The sequence below is a fragment of the Citrobacter sp. RHBSTW-00887 genome (assembly GCF_013728095.1).
In the GTDB taxonomy this organism is placed as follows: Bacteria; Pseudomonadota; Gammaproteobacteria; order Enterobacterales; family Enterobacteriaceae; genus Citrobacter; species Citrobacter braakii.
The window spans coordinates 2,937,789-2,956,737 of sequence record NZ_CP056267.1 but is presented as its reverse complement, the minus strand read 5'-3'; the positions used below and the strand labels follow the sequence as shown (position 1 = coordinate 2,956,737).

Sequence of the window (18,949 nt, the reverse complement as noted above, 5' to 3'; positions counted from 1 at the left end):
TGCCAAAAATATCGCAGTTTTGCAAAAAAAAACTGCCTGAAGGATGGCGGGTATATCTATTAAACCTTCTTGCAAAGGAAAACATGATGGCTAATGGTTGGACAGGTAATATTTTACGGGTCAATCTCACCACGGGGAATATCACCCTTGAAGATTCCAGTAAATTTAAAAAATTTGTCGGCGGGATGGGCTTTGGTTATAAAATTATGTACGACGAAGTCCCGCCAGGCACCATGCCCTTTGATGAAGGGAATAAACTGGTTTTCGCCACCGGGCCATTAACGGGCTCTGGTGCCCCTTGTAGCTCCCGCGTCAATATCACCTCCTTATCGACTTTTACCAAAGGCAATTTAGTGGTGGATGCTCATATGGGCGGCTTCTTCGCTGCGCAAATGAAATTCGCTGGTTACGACGCCATTATTATCGAAGGCAAGTCCGCGACGCCTGTCTGGATCAACATCAAAGACGAAAAGGTCAGCATCGAAAAAGCCGATTTCCTGTGGGGTAAGGGAACGCGCGCCACAACCGAAGAGATTTGCCGTATTACCAGCCCGGAAACCTGCGTCGCCGCTATTGGTCAGGCGGGTGAAAATCTGGTGCCGCTCTCCTGCATGATCAACAGTCGCAACCACAGCGGAGGCGCCGGTACTGGCGCGGTAATGGGGTCGAAAAACCTGAAGGCCATTGCGGTAGAAGGGACCAAAGGGGTCAATATTGCCGATCGCAAAGAGATGAAGCGGCTCAATGATTACATGATGACCGAGCTCATCGGTGCCAACAACAACCACGTTGTGCCAAGCACCCCGCAGGCCTGGGCAGAATACTCTTCGCCAAACTCGCGCTGGACGGCCCGTAAGGGACTGTTCTGGGGCGCGGCAGAAGGGGGACCAATCGAAACCGGGGAAATCCCGCCGGGTAACCAGAATACCGTGGGTTTCCGTACCTATAAATCCGTGTTCGATCTGGGGCCAGCCGCTGAGAAATACACGGTCAAAATGAGCGGCTGCCATTCATGCCCCATTCGCTGTATGTCGCAGCTCAATGTCCCGCGGGTGAAAGATTTTGGCGTGCCAAGTACCGGCGGTAACACCTGCGTGGCGAACTTTGTCCACACCACCATTTTCCCCAATGGCCCGAAAGATTTCGACGATAAAGACGATGGGCGCGTGGTGGGAAATCTGATTGGCCTGAACCTGTTTGACGATTATGGCATCTGGTGTAACTACGGGCAGTTGCACCGTGATTTTACTTACTGCTATTCGAAAGGCGTCTTTAAGCGCGTACTGCCAGCTGAAGAGTATGCGGAGATCCGCTGGGATCAGCTGGAAGCGGGCGATCCTCATTTTATTAAGGATTTTTACTACCGGTTGGCGCATCGCGTGGGGGAACTCAGCCATCTTGCGGACGGATCGTATGCCATTGCTGAACGCTGGGATTTGGGCGAAGAGTACTGGGGTTATGCCAAAAATAAACTGTGGTCGCCGTTTGGTTTCCCTGTCCACCATGCAAACGAGGCCTCTGCACAGGTGGGGGCTATCACCAACTGTATGTTTAACCGTGACTGTATGGCGCACACCCATATCAACTTCATCGGTTCCGGTTTACCGCTGAAATTACAGCGCGAAGTGGCGGGCGAGCTATTTGGTTCGCAGGATGCATACGACGAAACCAAAAACTACACCCCGATCAATGCCGCCAAGATCAAATACGCCAAATGGACGCTGCTGAAAGTCTGCCTGCATAACGCGGTTACGCTGTGCAACTGGGTGTGGCCGATGACGGTTTCACCACTCAAGAGCCGTAACTATCGCGGCGATTTGGATCTGGAAGCAAAATTCTTCCAGGCGGTCACCGGCGATGAAACCACGCAGGAGAGTCTGGACCTGGCCGCTGAACGCATCTTTACCCTGCACCGTGCCTATACGGTCAAATTGATGCAAACCAAAGATATGCGCAATGAGCACGATCTCATCTGCTCCTGGGTGTTTGATAAAGATCCGAAGATCCCGGTCTTCACTGAAGGGACCGACAAGATGGACCGGGAGGATATGCGTCAGTCGCTGACGATGTTCTATCAGGAAATGGGCTGGGATCCAGAGCTGGGTTGCCCAACGCGTGAAACCCTGAACCGACTCGGACTTGAAGATGTAGCCGCTGATTTGGCTGCACAAGATCTGTTGCCGGCGTAAGGAATGCGAGATGACTAACGTGAGCGACGTTCTGACCCCCGTTGAGGCGTTTCCTGACGAAGTGGATAGCCGAAAGAGACAGTGGCTGCAGGCGTTTCACCCGCCTGTAGAACAGATGAATGCGCCCCAGGTTCATGAACCTGCCAGCCCGGAGTCGATTGTGGCAGATTTTATCCGTCAGCATTCAGCATCGGGGCAACTGGTGGCGCGCAGTGTCTTTTTGCTGCCGCCTTATTCGGTTCCTGAAACCGATCTTTCCGCACTGCTGGATGTGCTGGGCCAGGACGCGAATGGTGCGGATATCACCTGTGTGCAGGGTGCGGAAGAAGCATATTTCTATTCGACGCAAACCATGACGGCAAATTACGCCGACATGTGTGTGCAGGTGGTGGAAAACGACATCTGCCGTGCGATTGCCGAGGCGGTACGCTTCGACTGTCGAACGTATCCTCGCCCTTATAAGGTCGCCATGTTGACGCAACCGCCGTATCGCTTTGAGTCTCAACAGATTGCCGCTGCGCTCACGGCCATGGAAACGCATCCTGATTATGCAGATATACGGACTGTGGAATCGTCAAATGCGGAGCCTTATTTGTTCAGCGAACGTTTTATGAGTTATGGCAAAGCGTACGGCCTGTGCGAATGGCTTGAGGTTGAGCAGTATCAGAACCCCTGAATTATTCAGGTTGATGTCATGGAACGTGTGGACGACCACTGTCACAGTATTAGAGGATAACCCGATGTCCTTCACCCGACGAAAATTTGTCATTGGCATGGGGACGGTGATTTTTTTCACTGGCCCAGGTCAAAATCTGTTAGCGAGTACCAGGAGTTCTAAAGACGTACATTACGTCATGATTCACGATGAATCACTGTGTAACGGATGTAATATCTGCGCCCGCGCATGCAGGAAAACCAACCATGTTCCTGCGCAGGGTAGCCGTTTGTCTATAGCTCATATTCCGGTTTCGGACAACGACAACGAAACGCTGTATCACTACTTCCGTCAGTCCTGCCAGCACTGTGATGATGCCCCCTGTATTGAGGTTTGTCCGACCGGCGCCTCATGGCGAGATGACAACGGCATTGTGCGGGTAGACACGTCTTCCTGTATCGGCTGCAGTTACTGTATTGGCGCGTGTCCTTATCAGGTGCGCTATCTCAACCCGCAGACCAAAGTGGCGGATAAATGCGACTTCTGCGCTGAATCACGTCTGGCGAAAGGTTTCCCGCCGATCTGTGTTAATGCCTGCCCGGAACATGCGCTGATTTTTGGTCGCGAAGATAGCCCGGAAATTCAGACCTGGTTGAGAGAAAATAAGTATTACGAGCATCAACTTGCAGGCGCCGGGAAACCCCATCTGTATCGTCGGTTCGGTCAACATTTGATTAAAAAGGAAAATGTATGAACGCGTCGCAGAATGCCGAACAGTTTCACGCCCAGCTTGCGCAGTATGTTCCCCTGTTTTCACCGGACTACTGGCCTGTGTGGTTGGTCATCGCCGGGTTAATGCTGGTGGGGATGTGGCTGGTGCTGGTGCTACACGCCATGCTGCGCTTTCGGGCCGCGCATAAAGCGTCGGCAGGGCACGGTGAGAAAGTCTATTTATATTCGAAGGCCGTTCGTTTGTGGCACTGGTCGAATGCGCTGCTAATTCTGCTACTTCTGGTCAGTGGCCTGGTCAATCACTTCTCCGTCGTCAGTGCGTCGGTGATGAAAAGCCTGCTTACCGTGCATGAGATCTGCGGCTTTTTGCTGCTGGCTTGCTGGATTGGTTTTGTCCTGATCAATCTGATTGGCGGCAACGGGCATCACTATATTATTCAACGTCAGGGCTGGATCGGACGAGCGCAAAGACAAACGCGTTTTTACCTGTTTGGCATTATGCAGGGCGAGTCACACCCATTCCCGGCATCAAAGCGTTGTAAATTCAACCCGCTACAGCAGGCGGCCTATGTTGGCGTGATGTACGGCTTACTGCCACTACTGCTGATCTCAGGGTTGTTATCGCTCTATCCGATGGTTGTCGGTGACCTGTTCCCCGGCGTGCGTTACTGGTTGCTCCAGGCGCACTTCGCGCTGGCAATAATCAGTCTGTTTTTCATTTTTGGGCATCTTTATCTCTGCACGACAGGACGTACGCCGGGCGAAACCTTCAAGTGTATGGTGGATGGCTATCACCGGCATTAAGCGATGATGATTACGCGAAGTGACTTACGGGCCTGGCGCGTTGGGCCCGTAATGTATCGCTGGTTTCTACGCGCGTTTCCAACTGGCGGAAGCTATGCTGATGTCCATCGTGCGCTCCAGCGGGATGGGTATACAGACTGGGCAAATAGCCTGGTGGAATACGGCTGGTCAAAATGGCGGGAAGAGGCGAGTTTTGCCCAGCAGGATATTCGCGCGATGGGGAATATTTCCCGTGTGCAAACGGCGGGGGAAATCAGCCGTCCGCTGGCGAGTGCAGAAGATAATGCCCGATTCAGTTGTGCAGGCGATAACGTTAAAATCACCAGCGCCGGGTATGCCGCACAGATCGCCAGCGCAGGTTACAGCGCACGTATTGGTAGCGTAGGCTATAACGCGCATATCGGCAGTTCAGGCGATCGCGGGCGAATTGCGGTTGCGGGAAATTCGGCACGTATCAGTAGCGTGGGTGACGGGACGCGTATCGCCAGTACCGGCATGCGCGTACGCATCAGTTCGCTCGGCGACAGAAATCGGATTGCTTGCGGTGGTGATTTAACTCAGTTGGCCTGTTTTGGCGCAGAGTCTAAAATCGCCAACTGCGCCGACAACATCCACATTATTGCCAGCGGAGAGAACGCCGTTGTTGCCAGTACCGGTGTTGTCGATTCGATAATACTCGGTCCCGGCGGCTGCGCGGCGCTGGCCTATCACGATGGCGAGAGAATGCGTTTTGCGCTTGCCGTTGAGGGGGAAAATAACATCCGGGCGGGCGTGAAATATCGGCTCAACGAAGACCACCAGTTTGTGGAATGTTGAGCCGTGATCTCATTTTAACGCGAAGTGGCGTTGGGTGATTTTCTCCAGACTCAGGCACAGCAGGTAATAGACCAGTCCCGTAAAAATAAAAATGGCTGCCGGATAGATTTGTACCCGGCTGTTAACCTGACCCGCAACCGTTGTGAGTTCCGGCACGTTAACGATAAACGCCAGCGACGTGTCCTTCAGTAATCCAATAAAAATCCCCGTCAGCGATGGCAGTACGTTACGCAGCACCTGCGGCAATAAGATAAGCCACAGGGCCTGATACGGGCGAAAACCCTGAACCACGGCAGCATCATATTGCCCGCCAGGCAGCGCGCTAATTCCTGCATACACTGAGTGCATGACCGAGGCAGCGGTGAACCATGCCAGCGCCAGCGTCACGGTAACGGCTCCGGGGAGATCGCTTCCGGTCAGCATGGGTAGCAAATACCACATCCAGAAAATCACAAAGATTAGCGGAATGCCGCGAATAAACTCCGCCCAGATAAACAACCCGTTGCGAACCGTGCCCGGAAAACGCCAGGCGCAGCAGGCAAGAACTATCCCACCAGGCAAGGCCAGCAGCGCCGCGCCGAGAGCCATCAACAAAGTGAGCAGAACGCCGCCGGGTTGTCCCTGGGCCACGCGTCCCCACAGGAGATAATCAAGATTGTCGGTAATGACCGAAATATTAGCGATCATGCAGTATGCTCCTGACGCTGAAGATACGCGTTTTAACCTTGGACGATTTACCCGATGCAGGTCGTGGGCCAAGACGCGTAAGCAGCATACCCAGAACGATGCCGGTGAACAGATAGAGCGCAGTGCCAACAGCAAAGGCTTCCAGCGCGTGCGCGTTGTAGCTCTCAATTTGCCGCACCTGGTAGGTGAGCTCAGCAAATCCAATACCGCTGGCAAGCGAGGAAAGTTTCATCAGGTTAAGGTATTGCCCAACAATGGGTTGCCAGGCGTTCGCCAGTCCCTGAGGAAGCAGAATGTGACGAAACGTCGCCCAGGATGAAAAACCCTGCGCCACGGCAGCCTCACGTTGTCCGGCAGAAACCGCCTGTAAACCAGAGGCGATCTCCTCGACCAAAAATGCCGAGGTAAATACGCCCAGCCCCCATGCTGAACAGATAAACTCTGGTGTTAACCACCAGACATCGCCTGGCAGAATAGACCAGGGATGCTCTGCATTGATGAAGGTAATGACGTTGCGGGGCAGCCAGTTCCATGCGGCAAAATACCAGAACATCAGTTGCACCAGTAAAGGCGTGTTGCGAAACACCGAAACCCATACACTGACCACCGCTTTGTTGAAGCGATGGCCCGTCAGACGCAGGCCGAGTAGGAAGATGGCAATGAGCGTGGCGAGTACGACACCTGCCAGTGTCACCCAGAGCGTGGTGAGAAAACCGGAAATAATCCATTGCAGAGGTTGCCCGCTCAGCACTCCCTCCCAGTCCATTGCAAGCATTATAGCGATGACTCCTGGTGTAACGGGTCGAGCACTTTTTTCAGGAAACGCTGGGTTCTCGGGTGCTGTGGCCGGGTGAAAAAATCCTCCGGTGCGGCCACTTCAAGAATTTCTCCGCCATCGATGAATACCACGCGATCGGCAATCTCACGGGCAAAATGCATTTCATGGGTCACGACGATCATGGTGATACCGCTGTGGGCCAGGTTTTTCATCACCTGTAATACTTCGCCGATCATTTCCGGATCCAGCGCGGAGGTGGGCTCATCAAACAGAAGGATTTGTGGCGATGAGGCCAGCGCGCGGGCGATGGCCACGCGCTGTTGCTGCCCACCGGACAACTGTGCGGCATAAGCGCTCGCTTTTTCTGCCAGTCCCACCTGATCCAGCAATTCGAGTGCCCGACGCTCGGCTGCCGCCTTGTTCCAGCCGTGAACATATTCCAGCGCCAGCGAGATGTTCTGATGCGCTGTCAGATGCGAATAGAGATTGAATTGCTGAAAAACGAAACCGATACGGCTGCGTAACTGGCGTAATGCTGCCCCGCGCAACTGACTAATTGGTTTGTCATCAATGAAAATCTCGCCACCGCTGAGCGACTCAAGCTGGTTGATAAGGCGTATAAGCGTGGATTTTCCCGAGCCAGAAGGGCCCAGAATAGTCACCACTTCACCGGGTTCAACTGACAGGCTGACGCCGTTAAGTACGGTGTGAGTGTCAAACTGTTTGATGACATTGCGCAGTTCGACGCTTGCCTGGCGCAAATGGGTAAAATCCGCCGCGGAAACTGCACAACGATGAAACAGGGCTGAGAGCATATTACTTCGCTTCTATTTTAAAGGCGCGGGGTTGCGGATTTTTGGTTTCAGGGCCAAACCAGACATCATAAATTTTTGCCGCCTGCCCGGTAGATTCCAGCCTCAAAAGTTCATCATTGACGGCTTTTAACAGCGCTGGCTCACCTTTTTTCACTCCCACGCCAATCTCTTCTTTGCTCAGCAGGTCTGGCAGAATTTTGAAATCTGCTTTATCCGGCGCACCGCTTAATAGACCGGCCAGAATCGTACTGTCCTGGGTGATGGCCTGAACATTGCCATTGCGTAGCGCGGTTAACGCCAGTGGAATATCGTCGTAGGCCAGCACACGCGACTGCGGGAAGCGCTGATGTAGCGCCTGCTCACCGGTAGTACCTTTTACCGCGCCGATTCGCGCTTTGCTGTATGCATCGAGCTGGTCCGGGGATTTGGCCGGTACCAGGAACTGCTGCCCGGTAACAAAATAGGGGACGGAGAAGTCAATGACCTGCGCCCGCTCAGGCGTAATCGTGATATCCGCCACGATTAAATCGGCTTTACCGGATTGTAATAACGGAATGCGGTTGGCCGGATTAGTCGCTACCAGTTCCAGTTTTACGCCGAGGGATTTCGCCAGCGCTTCAGCAAAATCAACGTCATAGCCGACAATCTTATGCGTTTTTGCATCGATGGAGCCAAACGGCGGATTCGCGTCGAATGTCGCAACTTTTACTACACCAGCGGCTTTGATATCGGCCAGTTGGTCAGCCTGAGCCTGCGAGGCGGCAATGCCGGTGGCCAGCAGCACGCCGAGTGCCAGCAGTGTTTTTTTAGCGCGGTAAGTTTTCGTTGCCATCATGATGTAAATCCCTGTCGTTTTTGGTTTGTGCTTTTTACGCTCCCATAACTTACGTTCAGGACAAAATAAGAAAAAATTCTTATCTATTTACAAAATGTTATTAGTGAAAGCGGTGTTAACAATGGGTAAACGCAATGGGAAATGTAGATAAGAGGAGGGGCATAGTCTGGCGGTAAAAAAACCGGCATTGCGCCGGTTTGGAAATCAGATTTTACAGGCGTCGCCGCAGTCATTATCAGCAATAATGTCCTGCGCTTTCTTATCTGCATCTTCCAGACGTTCAGCATTACGCTCTTGCGCTTCTTCAAGTCCATCAAAGACCAGATTATCGAGATCAATTTCCATCATTCACCTGCTCAGGTTCAGCGTTTAACATCACATTATTATATTGCAAAAATGTTGCTTAACAGCAGCGATTCTTGCTACTTAGCGTCGAACTCAATTCGGGGTGCCTGTTTACCCGCCAGTTGGCCAACAATTCGCAATTGCTAAAGAACCGTGAAGCGGAAATACCGAAAAATGCTTGTGCCCTCGACTGTTCTACTTCCACTTTTTCGTTAACGTGATGCGCGATCATTTTTAACAAATTAGCGACAAAATCACTATACATATAACTTAATATCTTTTATACATTAATTGTTCAACCCTGCGACTATTCCACAAAAGAGAAAGCTATATGGAACAGACACCTGATAAGAAAAACGATAATTTTCAAAAAGATGGCAAAGAACAGTTCAATCGCTCGATCGGTCTTATTTCAAACTTTGCGTTGGGTTTTACCTACCTTTCGCCGCTTACCGCCGTCTATTCGCTGTTTGCACTGGCCGTAACGCTGGCGGGGCCGCCCGCAGTCTGGTGGATTTTAATCGTCGCATGTGGACAACTTTTGGTGGCGTTGGTTTTTGGTGAGGTCGCTTCCCAGTATCCGATAACCGGCGGGCTTTATCCGTGGGCCAGAAGGTTATGGGGCAAGAAATATGCGTGGATCGCTGCCTGGATTTACCTGTGGGCACTGGTGGTCACCATTACGTCAATCGCGGAATATACTTCAACATTTGTTGAGTCGCTCTTTCACTATGGTCAGACGCCAGCCACTATGTTGGCGACTTCCGTCCTGCTGCTGCTTTTGATGATGGCTGTTAATATGTCCGGGACTAAAAATCTGGCTCGGGTCGCAAAAATTGGCTTCTGGTGTGAAATCGTTAGCGTGATTGCGCTGGGAATTTATCTGCTGATATTCCACCGTTCGCAGCCATTCTCCGTAATTTTTGATTCGATGGGCGTGCTGGCGCATGACGGCAGCTATTCCACCGCGTTTATGTCTGCCGCGCTGATGGGGCTGTTTATGTTCTTTGGCTTTGAGGCCTGCGGTAACGTTGCGGAAGAGGTACAGAATCCAAGTAAAAAGATCCCGGTTGCGATGATTTTGAGCATCGTATTTGGTGCGATTTCGGCGATTATTTCCGTCATGGGATACCTCCTGGCTTCACCAAATCTGGTCAGTATCGTGAATGGCAAAACGTCTGACCCGATTCCGGCCATCCTTAATGAAGCTCTTGGTGAAACTGGTGCAACTATCTTTATCATCGTCGCGATTGTGGCGATGCTGTCGTGCATTTTGTCTCTGCAGGCTGCGTTAAGCCGTCTTATCTTTTCTTTCTCCCGCGACAGAATGCTGCCGGGAAGTGAGTGGATGTCAAAGATCTCTAAAAATGGTGTTCCGGATAATGCGATGGTTGTTAGCTGTCTGCTGCCAGTCATCATCTGCGTTTGGGTCTATTTCCAGCCAGACAATCTGTCGCGTATTACCGCGTTTGCCGTCATCGGTATTTATATCTCGTTCCAGATGGTTGTGCTTGCCGCACTGCGCCAGCGCCTGAAAGGCTGGAAACCGGCAGGGGAGTGGACCATTGGCGGTTGGGGCGTGATTGTGAACGTGCTGGCGCTAGCCTATGGATTGTGTGGGATCTGGTTGTTGGCGCAACCGGCAGACAGCAGCGATTTCATCGACCGTTGGACGGTACTGTTCGGCCTGGCGATTGTCGTTGGCTCCGGGCTTATCTATATGTTCCTGACCCGACCGTTTGGTCGCTCTGCTGCGCCGGAAAACGACGCCATTGCCTACGCTAACAAGCTGAATATGGGGCAGGATAACTAAAAACTAAGGGCCTTCGGGCCCTTAGTTTTGATAGTGATAAAGGATAAAGTAGTCGCTCTGATAAACAACGGTACTGTTTGCGGGAGAGAGTAATTCACCCACGCGAAAACGTGGCCAACTGGAAAAGATAATTCTGTTTTCCAGATTGGTCAGAATGACATAGTCAGGATGAGCGCAGGAGAGCAGTTCGGCCTCAATCTGACTGACCAGCAGATCGACGGCGGCAACGCCAAGAAACTGATCGTTGTAGTAGATCGGCACTGCCGAGGTCAGGGTGTAGGAAATATTGCAGATATAGTCGACGTAGGGACCGTGGATATAGGCTTTTCCTGCCGGAGGTGAGTGCTTAAACCACTCGAAGGTTCTGAAATCCAGACGTTGCTGGGTGGCCTGATCTAAATCGAGGTGCGCCTGACTCAAACCATTATCTTTCTTATACCACCATTCCAGCAGCCAATACTCTTTTGTGGTGGCAGTGCTCTCAATATGGCTGGCGAACCCGGCCCCTGAACAGTAATGATTGTTACTGAGGGTGCGCTTGATGTGTTGCTGAACGGTAGATCTCACCGATGGATCGAGGACAACTTCTGCTGAGGCCTTTTGCACCCCGGAAATCGCCTCATGGATGCTCCTCGCCAGCGCAACGGTAGAATCTACGGTAGAGGCGGTAATATCATCAATCTTACGAATTAATGCGCTTAAGGATGTCGAAGAGCTCATTGTCTGTCCTGCCTTCACTGATTGTCAGTTCGAGTTATATTTCAGCTTTTTTTCAATAAGGTAATAGGTAAACGTGTCGATGATCCGTGTGGCAAGCTGCACGGATTCTGCCTCGTTGTGAGCAGCCAGCGCATCGGCCAGTGCCGAGTAAAGCGCAATAATTTCGGCATGAATGTTGTCTGCGCGATAAAGTATCGCCACCAGCGATGCCCATTCAGCCTGGACCTGCAGCTCCTGATTGGCCAGTCGCGCGGAATGTGAACTGGCAGCTATCGCCAGTAGACAGCGCATATCGGCCTGGGTCATCAGCTCTGGTGAGTTTGCCTTGCTGAGCACCTCAACAAACTCGCGAAATTTGGCGATATCCGCGCCGGTCATCCGTCTGGAAGCCAGCCTTGCGCTATGGCTGATAATGGCGCAATGCATTTCGCCCAGGTCAGAAAGATAATCCGTACTGATCGCTTTGAACGGATGCAGGGCGCTGTTTTTGCCATCAATATTTTCGCAAACGAAGCTCCCGCCATTTCGACCACGAACCGTATGGATAAGATTATTAGCCCGAAGCGTGTTTAGCGCTTCTCTGATAGTGATATGTGAGACACCCATCATCTTTGCCAAATCAGTTTCGTTGGGGAGCTGTTCTTTTGGCTCCAGCAACCCCGTGATAATGGCGTTTGACAGGCGCTGCACTATCTGGTCTGAACGACTGACCTGCCCGATAGGCGCAAATATGACCGCGTGAGTAATCATAATCTTTTCTGCACTCAATTCCCTGAAACAACGACCATTTTTAACACATGCCCGTCAGGCAAGGAAGGTAAGAATGGCCGAGTTATTTTACATGCCTATGCGCAACGTCACTGCACAAGCGGATGTGTGTCCCGATAACCTCATGATGAGCTGAGCAAACGCGTTAGCTCACGATGAAAAGCCTTATCCCGAAAATGTAAAAATTAAGTTAAAAATGCGAGGCTTATCATAGTGTCAATGTTGCGCATTTGAAAATCTTTTACAATATATATATTACATAAGATTCTTTATGTATTAACGGGCAGGAGACAGACATGAAAACCCTGAAGCATTTTATCAATGGGCAATATGTAGCAGGTCGTAGCGAAGATACCTTCGAACTGGTGAGTCCGGTCGACGGCGAAACGTACGCATTATCACCCAACGCCAATGCGGAAGAGGTGGAGCAGGCCTACTCGGCGGCGGAGGCGGCGTTTAGCATCTGGCGAAAATCGACGCCGGCACAGCGGCAAAAGGCGTTATTGCAGCTGGCAGATGAGATTGAACGAAACGTTGAGCGGCTGGTGAACGCGCAGAGTCAGGAGACCGGTCAGCTTCGCCATTTTATTGAGAAGGAAGAGATCGCGGCATCCTGCGATGCCATCCGTTTTTTTGCCGGTGCGGCGCGCTGTCTTGAAGGGAAAGCGGCAGGGGAATATTCCGCCGGGTTTACCTCGACTATCCGCCGTGAACCGCTGGGTATCGTTGGACAAGTCACGCCATGGAACTACCCGTTCATGATGGCGGTATGGAAGATTGCGCCAGCGCTGGCGGCAGGCAATACGGTCGTATTAAAACCCAGCGACACCACGCCGGTCAGCACGCTGCTGTTGGCTGAACTGGCCGCGCCGTTGTTCCCAAGAGGGGCGTTTAACGTCGTATTAGGTAAAGCCAGCACCGGTTCGCTGGTGGTTTCAAACCCGAAGGCCTCACTGGTTTCAATTACCGGTTCGGTCCGCGCGGGTCTACAGGTTGCGGCTTCGGCAGCGGCGAACCTGACCAAGGCGCATCTGGAATTGGGCGGGAAAGCGCCTGCGGTGGTGTTTGCTGATGCAGATATGGACAAGGCGATCGCGACGATTACCACGGCAGGCTTCTTCAATGCTGGCCAGGATTGCACGGCGGCTACGCGTATTCTGGTCGAACAATCCATCTACGCTGAATTCCTGGAAAAGCTGGTTCAGAAAACGAAGAGTATTAAATTTGGACCGCCAGCGGATCAGGCTGCGCTATATGGCGCATTGAACAGTAAAAACCAACTGGAGCAGGTGAAAGGCTTTATTGCGCGTTTACCGGCACATGCAAAAATTGAAACGGGTGGGCGTACCGGGCCAGGTCCGGGCTTCTATTTTGAGCCGACGATCGTCTCCGGATTGCATCAACATGACGAAGCTATTCAGCATGAAGTATTTGGACCGGTAATGACTATTCAACCGTTTTCGACTGATGAAGAGGGTCTACACAAAGCGAATGATGTGGAATATGGTCTGGCCGCCAGCGTCTGGACCAGTAACCATGGTCGCGCACAGCGCTTCAGCATTGACCTCGATTTTGGCACCGTGTGGATTAACAATCACATTCCTCTGTGCGCCGAAATGCCGCACGGCGGGTTCAAAAAATCGGGTTATGGCAAAGATCTCTCATCCTACTCGCTCGAAGAATATACCCGGGTGAAACATATCATGTGTGACATTTCTGAATAGAGAGGATGTCGATGAAAACATTAAACATAGCGGTGCTTTCATTCGTGATGTTCTCGGGCTATAGCCTGGCAGAAAGCACATCGCTGAATACCGTTAAAGAGTACATGGCGGCCTGGAATGCACACGATGCTTCGCGAGCCGCGCAATATCTTGCTGATGACGCAGTCTATTATGATGCCGCCGCTGGCGAACCGATAAATGGCAGAGAAAAAGCTGAAAAAGACGTTATCGGTGCCTTTATTAAGGCGGTGCCAGACCTGAGCTGGAAAATGGTCGGCAAACCCGTTTACGACGAAGATACCGTGGCGTTTCGTTGGGAATTTTCTGGCAAAAATAGTGGTGAATGGGCAGGGAGTCCGCCGACAAATAATCCGATAAAATTTGAAGGTGTCAGCTATATTCATGTTAAAGCAGGTAAAATCACCTGGCAGGGTGATTATTATGATTCTAAAAAACTGGATGAAGAGTTAAAGCCAGGGAAATAGTCGGCTATACCCCTTTATTACTATGAAGGGGGACATCTCTTATTTGTGTCGTATTTAGGGCAGTGTGTAGCAATAAGGAAAAAAGTTAATGGCAATTACCAGACGTGATTTTCTCAACGGCGTCGCGGTGACTATTGCGGCGGGGCTTACCCCGCTGGAATGGGTCAGGGCGGCAGGAAAGGGAAACGCATTTATAGATGGAAATTATTATCCGCCAGGGCTGACGGGGCTGCGGGGTAATCATCCTGGATCGTTTGAAATGGCGCATGCAGTAGGCCGCGAGCATAAACATTTTGATTTAAACGCTCTGCCCGTTGAGGAAGAGTACGATCTGGTGATTGTGGGCGGCGGTATTAGCGGGCTGGCTGCCGGTTGTTTCTGGCGCCAGCTTGCCGGGCAAAATAGCCGGATCCTGATCCTCGATAACCATGACGATTTTGGCGGGCACGCCAAACGTAACGAATTTACGAGCTCAGGTAAGAAATTACTCGGCTATGGCGGTAGCGAAGCATTCCAGTCGCCCGCGCACAATTTCAGCCCTGAGGTGCAAAAACTGATGGAAACCGTGGGCGTCAGCGTCACGCGGTTAAAAGAGAGTTTTGACGTAAACTTCTACCCCGACTGGCAGCTCAGTCGCGGTGTTTTCTTCGACAAAAAGAATTTTGGCGAGACAAAAATCGTCAGCGGCGATCCGGGGCGCGCGGTATCTGATGATATCCCGCCGAACAGGCTCAATGGCCGTAAAATTGAAGACTTTATCAATGATTTTCCGCTAAGTGAGCACGACCGAAAGGCGTTGATCGACCTGCACGTCCATCCTGGCGACTATCTTCCGGGCATGACGGTCGATGAGAAAATGGAATGGCTGGATACCCACAGCTACAGTGAATTTTTGGCCACAAAAGTTGGTTTGAGCAAAATGGCGCTGCTCTATTTTCAGCAGCGTTCTAATGACTTCTTTGCCATCGGCATTGAAGGCATTTCCTGTAGCGATGCCAGGGCGTGCGCATTACCCGGCATGGAGGCGCTGGGAATACCGCCGTTGGACGGCGAGTCGCTGGCCGACCTCGAAGAGCCGTATGTTTACCATTTCCCTGACGGTAACGCCGGGCTGGCCCGACTGTTAGTCAGGTATATGCTGCCGGATGCGCTACCGGGTAACACGATGGAAGACTCTGTCCTTGCCAGACTGCATTACGAAAAGCTGGATCTGCCGGAAAACACCACGCGCCTGCGTCTGAACAGCACAGTGATTAATGCGGCCAACACAAAGGATGGCGTGGTGGTGACCTATCTGCGTGACGGCAAAATGCATCGCGTGCGCGGTAAAAACACCATCATGGCGGGCTATAACATGATGATCCCGTATCTGGTGCCTGAGATGCCGGAACAGCAGCAGGCGGATCTCAAACTGAACGTGAAGGCACCGCTGGTGTACACCAACGTGGTGGTCAAAAACTGGCAGGCGTTCAAACAGCTTGGCGTGCATGAATTTTACTCTCCGGCCGCACCTTACAGCCGGATTAAGCTCGACTATCCGGTCAGCATCGGTGGGTATCAACACCCGGCCTCACCGGACGATCCGATGGTCATTCACATGGTCTATGTGCCTACTTATCCGGGCAGTAATTTGTCGGCCAGAGAACAGTTCCGTCTGGGGCGAGCGTATTTACTGGGGACCACATTTGCGACGCATGAGGAGATGATTCGCTCCCAGTTACAGGAAATGTTTGGCTCAACGGGCTTTGATAATCAACGCGATATCTCCGCCATTACGGTTAACCGCTGGGCGCATGGCTATGCGTATTACGCCAACGCGTTGTTCGATGATATGGATAAAATGCCAGAAATTATCGAGCGGGCGCGTCAGCCAGTTGGTCGCATTGCCATCGCTAATTCCGATTCTGACTGGGGCGCTTATGCCCATACGGCCATCGACCAGGCATGGCGTGCGGTTAATGAACTCAAGGATATGGGGTGATCTATGCGTAACGTAACCGTTCTTGCCGCCTGTTTGTTTACCGCCTCTGTGAGTGCAGCGGAATCTAATGGCGAATATATCGCCCGTATCTCTGACTGTGTGGCCTGTCATACCACCGAAGGGGGGGCGGCGATGGCGGGTGGCAAAAAGTTTCCTACTCCGGTAGGGGATATTTATTCGACCAACATTACCCCAGACAAAACCCAGGGTATTGGTAATTACTCATACGAGGATTTTGACAAGGCCGTACGTCAGGGAATTGCCAAAGATGGTCATCCGCTCTATCCGGCCATGCCTTATCCCTCTTACGCGAAACTTTCTGATGACGATGTACAGGCGTTGTATCGCTATTTTATGCATGATGTTACCCCCTCTGCGCAGCCCAATAACGAGAATGCCATTCCGTGGCTACTCTCCGCCCGCTGGCCGCTGCATTTCTGGAACTGGCTGTTTACCGACGCGCCAGCGACGGCTGTAGAGCGTGCGAAAACGGATGACAACGCTGCGTTGGTAAAACGGGGCGCTTATCTGGTGGAAGGTCCCGGACACTGCGGTTCTTGCCATACCCCGAGAGGCATGGCGATGAACGAAAAAGCGTATACCAATGCTGATGCCGAGTACCTGAGCGGTGCGATGATCGACGGCTGGTATGCGCCCTCGCTGCGCGGCACGGGAATGTCTGAGCAGGAATTAAAATCGCTGTTGCTGACCGGTAAAAGCAAGCATGCCGCGGTTTCAGGTTCGATGGCTGAAGTCGTTACGCAGAGTACACAGTACCTGACCGATGACGATGCCACGGCGATCGCGCAATATCTGCTGAGCCTGAAAAGCGAGAAGCCTGAAACGGTGCGCGCAGCGGCAACTACGGTGTCCTGGTCGAATTCACCCGAGGCGGGCAAAGTGACCTATAACCGCTACTGCTCAACCTGTCACGGTCTGGAGGGGAAAGGTACGGATGATAACGCACCTTCTTTGATCAACAATCCGCTGGTGATGGTTGATGACCCGACGCCGCTATTCAGAGTGATTGCCCACGGCGCAGAAACACCGACAACGCGTGGCAGCGTCTCCTTTAAGATGCCGGCTTACGGTGGCATGTTAAGCGACAACGAAATGCGCGACGTGATTAATTACGTGCGTAAAAGTTGGGGAGAAGGGAATGGCGAAGTAGGCCAGGAGGACCTGGCAGGAATTAAAAAAGCGTCACATTAAACAGCATGTCGGATGGACAAGGTGCTTGCAGCGCCATCCGGCAGTGCTTAAACGGCGTTTACTCTGATAATACCCACCAGTCGGGTAAACGCCGCCGCCATTTCATGCTCTTCGATACTGGCAAATCCCAGCAGCAGGCCGCTGCGTTTCTCTTCATTCACGTAATAGCGAGACAGCGGGCGCACCAGCAGCCCTTGCGCATTTGCCTGTTGGGCAATGACAACGTCATCGCTCCCGACGGGCAACTGTAGAATCATGTGCAGCCCGGCGTTGCTGCTGAAGGAGCCAAGATACTGCTCGCCCAACTGGCGACTGATAAGCTCCACCAACGTCTGGCGGCGACGACTGTACAACTGGCGCATTTTACGAATGTGCGCCGCGTAGTAACCCTCGCGGATAAACTCCGCCAGCGCTGCCTGAATCAGCAAATGTCCACCACGATAGAGGTCGTTATGAACCTTCTTCAGCGGCGCGGCGAGCGGTTTGGGCAGTACCACATAACCGAGCCGCAGTGCTGGATAGAGTGTTTTACTGAATGTCCCGATATAGATGACCGGCGTCTCTTCTTCCAGTCCCTGCAATGATGGAATTGGCTGGCCGGAAAAGCGAAACTCGCTGTCGTAGTCATCTTCCACTATCCAGCTTCGCGTTTCACGTGCGCGAAAGAGAAGTGCCCGGCGGCGGTTGAGGCTCATTACCGAACCGAGCGGATATTGATGTGACGGTGTCACAAAAATAAGCTTTGGCGCGGATTCGCCAGCCTCCGGCGGCACCATACCTTGTTCATCAACCGGGATCGCCGAAAAGTTAACCGCATTGATGCGCAGAATATTTTTGATTCCCCAGTAGCCCGGCTCCTCAATCCAGGCGTTATCCCCCGGGTTGCATAGCGTCCGGGTCACCAGATCCAGCGCCTGGTGAATACCTTCAGTAATCAGAATTTGCTCCGGTGAACACCGCACCCCGCGTGCGGTGCGCAGATAGTCTGCCAGCGCTTCTTTCAGCTCAGTCACGCCGCCTGCGGCATCGTACGTGAGAAACTCCGGGCGCAACCGTCTCGCCAGCCGATCCTGAATTTTTTTGAGCACCCGGTGAGGGAAATGCTCCACATCAGGCACGCCTGGAATAAATGCGCCCCATTGACGAGGGCTGGCGCTGGCATGGCCCAGCAGCTCAAGGCAGCGGGCAGATAAGCGGGTGTGATCCTCCAGTGCGGCGGCAACGGGCTCTTTGTGGGGACGCAGGTCGAGATTGTCCAGCACGCTGTCGGTGACAAATGTGCCGCTGCTGGTGCGCGCGGAAATATAACCTTCGGCCTGCAATTGCTCGTAAACCCGCAGGACGGTATTGCGCGATAGCGTCAGTTCGCCTGCCAGATCACGCGACGGAGGCATTCGGGTCGCCGGTTTCAGGCTACCTTCGAGGATGCAACTGCAGATGGCGGCATACAGGCGACGATGCAGCTTTTCATCGGTCTGCTGGCTAAATGCCTGCTTGATCACATCTCCGGCAAGTGAACGCATTTGGATCCTTAAAATAAAACGATTTGGCTCTCGATTAAAGTACCAGATGGCGTCTAAATTTAAAGGG

18 protein-coding genes are annotated in these 18,949 nt (G+C 52.4%); 10 read left to right on the top strand and 8 right to left on the bottom strand.

Features of this window, described 5'->3' with window-relative positions:
• The first annotated feature begins 86 nt into the window (after window positions 1–86).
• The 5 genes from HV314_RS14100 to ydhT all read left to right on the top strand — a co-directional run bounded on the left by HV314_RS14100 (window position 87) and on the right by ydhT (window position 5,196).
• Entirely contained in the window at window positions 87–2,189 is a 2,103-nt protein-coding gene (locus tag HV314_RS14100; RefSeq protein WP_046274686.1) for an aldehyde ferredoxin oxidoreductase, read from the top strand.
• Window positions 2,190–2,199: 10 nt separating this feature from the next.
• Window positions 2,200–2,865, top strand: coding sequence for a YdhW family putative oxidoreductase system protein (locus tag HV314_RS14095; protein ID WP_151222723.1), 666 nt, complete (start codon window positions 2,200–2,202; stop codon window positions 2,863–2,865).
• Between the two features lie 64 nt (window positions 2,866–2,929).
• Window positions 2,930–3,598: a 4Fe-4S dicluster domain-containing protein gene (locus HV314_RS14090; protein ID WP_016152923.1), complete on the top strand. Its 669-nt coding sequence runs from the start codon at window positions 2,930–2,932 to the stop codon at window positions 3,596–3,598.
• Window positions 3,595–4,380: a thiosulfate reductase cytochrome B subunit gene (gene phsC / locus HV314_RS14085; RefSeq protein WP_181545887.1), complete on the top strand. Its 786-nt coding sequence runs from the start codon at window positions 3,595–3,597 to the stop codon at window positions 4,378–4,380. The genes HV314_RS14090 and phsC overlap by 4 nt, the downstream gene beginning before the upstream one ends.
• A gap of 3 nt (window positions 4,381–4,383) precedes the next feature.
• On the top strand, window positions 4,384–5,196 hold the full coding sequence (ydhT, locus tag HV314_RS14080) for a protein YdhT (protein WP_019076691.1): 813 nt from the start codon (window positions 4,384–4,386) through the stop codon (window positions 5,194–5,196).
• Window positions 5,197–5,205: 9 nt separating this feature from the next.
• Here the strand turns inward: ydhT and HV314_RS14075 are convergent, their stop codons facing one another.
• The 5 genes from HV314_RS14075 to HV314_RS14055 form a co-directional block, all read right to left on the bottom strand.
• Complete coding sequence (locus HV314_RS14075; protein ID WP_181545659.1) at window positions 5,206–5,883, bottom strand: amino acid ABC transporter permease; 678 nt, start codon at window positions 5,881–5,883, stop codon at window positions 5,206–5,208.
• Window positions 5,873–6,658 carry an amino acid ABC transporter permease gene (locus tag HV314_RS14070; protein WP_181545658.1) on the bottom strand — a complete coding sequence of 262 codons (786 nt, stop codon included), beginning with the start codon at window positions 6,656–6,658 and terminating at the stop codon, window positions 5,873–5,875. The genes HV314_RS14075 and HV314_RS14070 overlap by 11 nt, the downstream gene beginning before the upstream one ends.
• Window positions 6,658–7,476: an amino acid ABC transporter ATP-binding protein gene (locus HV314_RS14065; RefSeq protein WP_181545657.1), complete on the bottom strand. Its 819-nt coding sequence runs from the start codon at window positions 7,474–7,476 to the stop codon at window positions 6,658–6,660. Before HV314_RS14065 ends, HV314_RS14070 begins: the two co-directional genes overlap by 1 nt.
• Window position 7,477: 1 nt before the next feature.
• Complete coding sequence (locus tag HV314_RS14060) at window positions 7,478–8,311, bottom strand: ABC transporter substrate-binding protein (protein ID WP_016156383.1); 834 nt, start codon at window positions 8,309–8,311, stop codon at window positions 7,478–7,480.
• A 204-nt stretch (window positions 8,312–8,515) separates the two neighbouring features.
• Entirely contained in the window at window positions 8,516–8,656 is a 141-nt protein-coding gene (locus tag HV314_RS14055) for a hypothetical protein (RefSeq protein ID WP_016152930.1), read from the bottom strand.
• A gap of 331 nt (window positions 8,657–8,987) precedes the next feature.
• On the opposite strand from HV314_RS14055, the gene HV314_RS14050 reads away from it, so the two are divergent.
• Window positions 8,988–10,469: an APC family permease gene (locus HV314_RS14050; RefSeq protein WP_016152931.1), complete on the top strand. Its 1,482-nt coding sequence runs from the start codon at window positions 8,988–8,990 to the stop codon at window positions 10,467–10,469.
• Between the two features lie 21 nt (window positions 10,470–10,490).
• On the opposite strand, the gene HV314_RS14045 is transcribed toward HV314_RS14050, so the two are convergent.
• Both HV314_RS14045 and HV314_RS14040 read right to left on the bottom strand, forming a co-directional pair.
• Entirely contained in the window at window positions 10,491–11,189 is a 699-nt protein-coding gene (locus HV314_RS14045) for a cache domain-containing protein (RefSeq protein ID WP_016152932.1), read from the bottom strand.
• Window positions 11,190–11,213: 24 nt separating this feature from the next.
• Window positions 11,214–11,939 (bottom strand): FadR/GntR family transcriptional regulator, encoded by a 726-nt coding sequence (locus HV314_RS14040; RefSeq protein WP_016156385.1) that lies wholly within the window; start codon window positions 11,937–11,939, stop codon window positions 11,214–11,216.
• Window positions 11,940–12,253: 314 nt separating this feature from the next.
• Between HV314_RS14040 and HV314_RS14035 the strand changes: the two genes are divergently transcribed.
• The 4 genes from HV314_RS14035 to HV314_RS14020 all read left to right on the top strand — a co-directional run bounded on the left by HV314_RS14035 (window position 12,254) and on the right by HV314_RS14020 (window position 17,359).
• Window positions 12,254–13,681: an aminobutyraldehyde dehydrogenase gene (locus HV314_RS14035; RefSeq protein WP_101700846.1), complete on the top strand. Its 1,428-nt coding sequence runs from the start codon at window positions 12,254–12,256 to the stop codon at window positions 13,679–13,681.
• An 11-nt stretch (window positions 13,682–13,692) separates the two neighbouring features.
• Window positions 13,693–14,166, top strand: a complete 474-nt coding sequence (locus HV314_RS14030; protein WP_052733163.1) for an ester cyclase — start codon at window positions 13,693–13,695, stop codon at window positions 14,164–14,166.
• Between the two features lie 88 nt (window positions 14,167–14,254).
• A complete protein-coding gene (locus tag HV314_RS14025) occupies window positions 14,255–16,147 on the top strand; it encodes an NAD(P)/FAD-dependent oxidoreductase (RefSeq protein WP_016156387.1) in 1,893 nt (630 codons plus the stop codon).
• 3 nt (window positions 16,148–16,150) lie between these two features.
• Complete coding sequence (locus HV314_RS14020; RefSeq protein WP_181545884.1) at window positions 16,151–17,359, top strand: c-type cytochrome; 1,209 nt, start codon at window positions 16,151–16,153, stop codon at window positions 17,357–17,359.
• Between the two features lie 47 nt (window positions 17,360–17,406).
• Here HV314_RS14020 and pdxR read toward each other — a convergent pair whose 3' ends face one another.
• Window positions 17,407–18,882: a MocR-like pyridoxine biosynthesis transcription factor PdxR gene (gene pdxR, locus HV314_RS14015; RefSeq protein ID WP_181545882.1), complete on the bottom strand. Its 1,476-nt coding sequence runs from the start codon at window positions 18,880–18,882 to the stop codon at window positions 17,407–17,409.
• Between the last annotated feature and the right edge of the window lie 67 nt (window positions 18,883–18,949).

Bases quoted from the DNA above. Each gene is read 5' to 3' on its own strand.
- HV314_RS14055 (WP_016152930.1), bottom strand. From the start codon at position 8,656: ATGGAAATTGATCTCGATAATCTGGTCTTTGATGGACTTGAAGAAGCG.
- HV314_RS14050 (WP_016152931.1), top strand. From the start codon at position 8,988: ATGGAACAGACACCTGATAAGAAAAACGATAATTTTCAAAAAGATGGC.
- HV314_RS14045 (WP_016152932.1), bottom strand. From the start codon at position 11,189: ATGAGCTCTTCGACATCCTTAAGCGCATTAATTCGTAAGATTGATGAT.
- HV314_RS14030 (WP_052733163.1), top strand. From the start codon at position 13,693: ATGAAAACATTAAACATAGCGGTGCTTTCATTCGTGATGTTCTCGGGC.
- HV314_RS14075 (WP_181545659.1), bottom strand. From the start codon at position 5,883: ATGATCGCTAATATTTCGGTCATTACCGACAATCTTGATTATCTCCTG.
- HV314_RS14020 (WP_181545884.1), top strand. From the start codon at position 16,151: ATGCGTAACGTAACCGTTCTTGCCGCCTGTTTGTTTACCGCCTCTGTG.
- pdxR (WP_181545882.1), bottom strand. From the start codon at position 18,882: ATGCGTTCACTTGCCGGAGATGTGATCAAGCAGGCATTTAGCCAGCAG.
- HV314_RS14060 (WP_016156383.1), bottom strand. From the start codon at position 8,311: ATGATGGCAACGAAAACTTACCGCGCTAAAAAAACACTGCTGGCACTC.
- HV314_RS14090 (WP_016152923.1), top strand. From the start codon at position 2,930: ATGTCCTTCACCCGACGAAAATTTGTCATTGGCATGGGGACGGTGATT.
- HV314_RS14025 (WP_016156387.1), top strand. From the start codon at position 14,255: ATGGCAATTACCAGACGTGATTTTCTCAACGGCGTCGCGGTGACTATT.
- HV314_RS14065 (WP_181545657.1), bottom strand. From the start codon at position 7,476: ATGCTCTCAGCCCTGTTTCATCGTTGTGCAGTTTCCGCGGCGGATTTT.
- HV314_RS14070 (WP_181545658.1), bottom strand. From the start codon at position 6,658: ATGCTTGCAATGGACTGGGAGGGAGTGCTGAGCGGGCAACCTCTGCAA.
- ydhT (WP_019076691.1), top strand. From the start codon at position 4,384: ATGATGATTACGCGAAGTGACTTACGGGCCTGGCGCGTTGGGCCCGTA.
- HV314_RS14040 (WP_016156385.1), bottom strand. From the start codon at position 11,939: ATGATTACTCACGCGGTCATATTTGCGCCTATCGGGCAGGTCAGTCGT.
- HV314_RS14095 (WP_151222723.1), top strand. From the start codon at position 2,200: ATGACTAACGTGAGCGACGTTCTGACCCCCGTTGAGGCGTTTCCTGAC.
- phsC (WP_181545887.1), top strand. From the start codon at position 3,595: ATGAACGCGTCGCAGAATGCCGAACAGTTTCACGCCCAGCTTGCGCAG.
- HV314_RS14100 (WP_046274686.1), top strand. From the start codon at position 87: ATGGCTAATGGTTGGACAGGTAATATTTTACGGGTCAATCTCACCACG.
- HV314_RS14035 (WP_101700846.1), top strand. From the start codon at position 12,254: ATGAAAACCCTGAAGCATTTTATCAATGGGCAATATGTAGCAGGTCGT.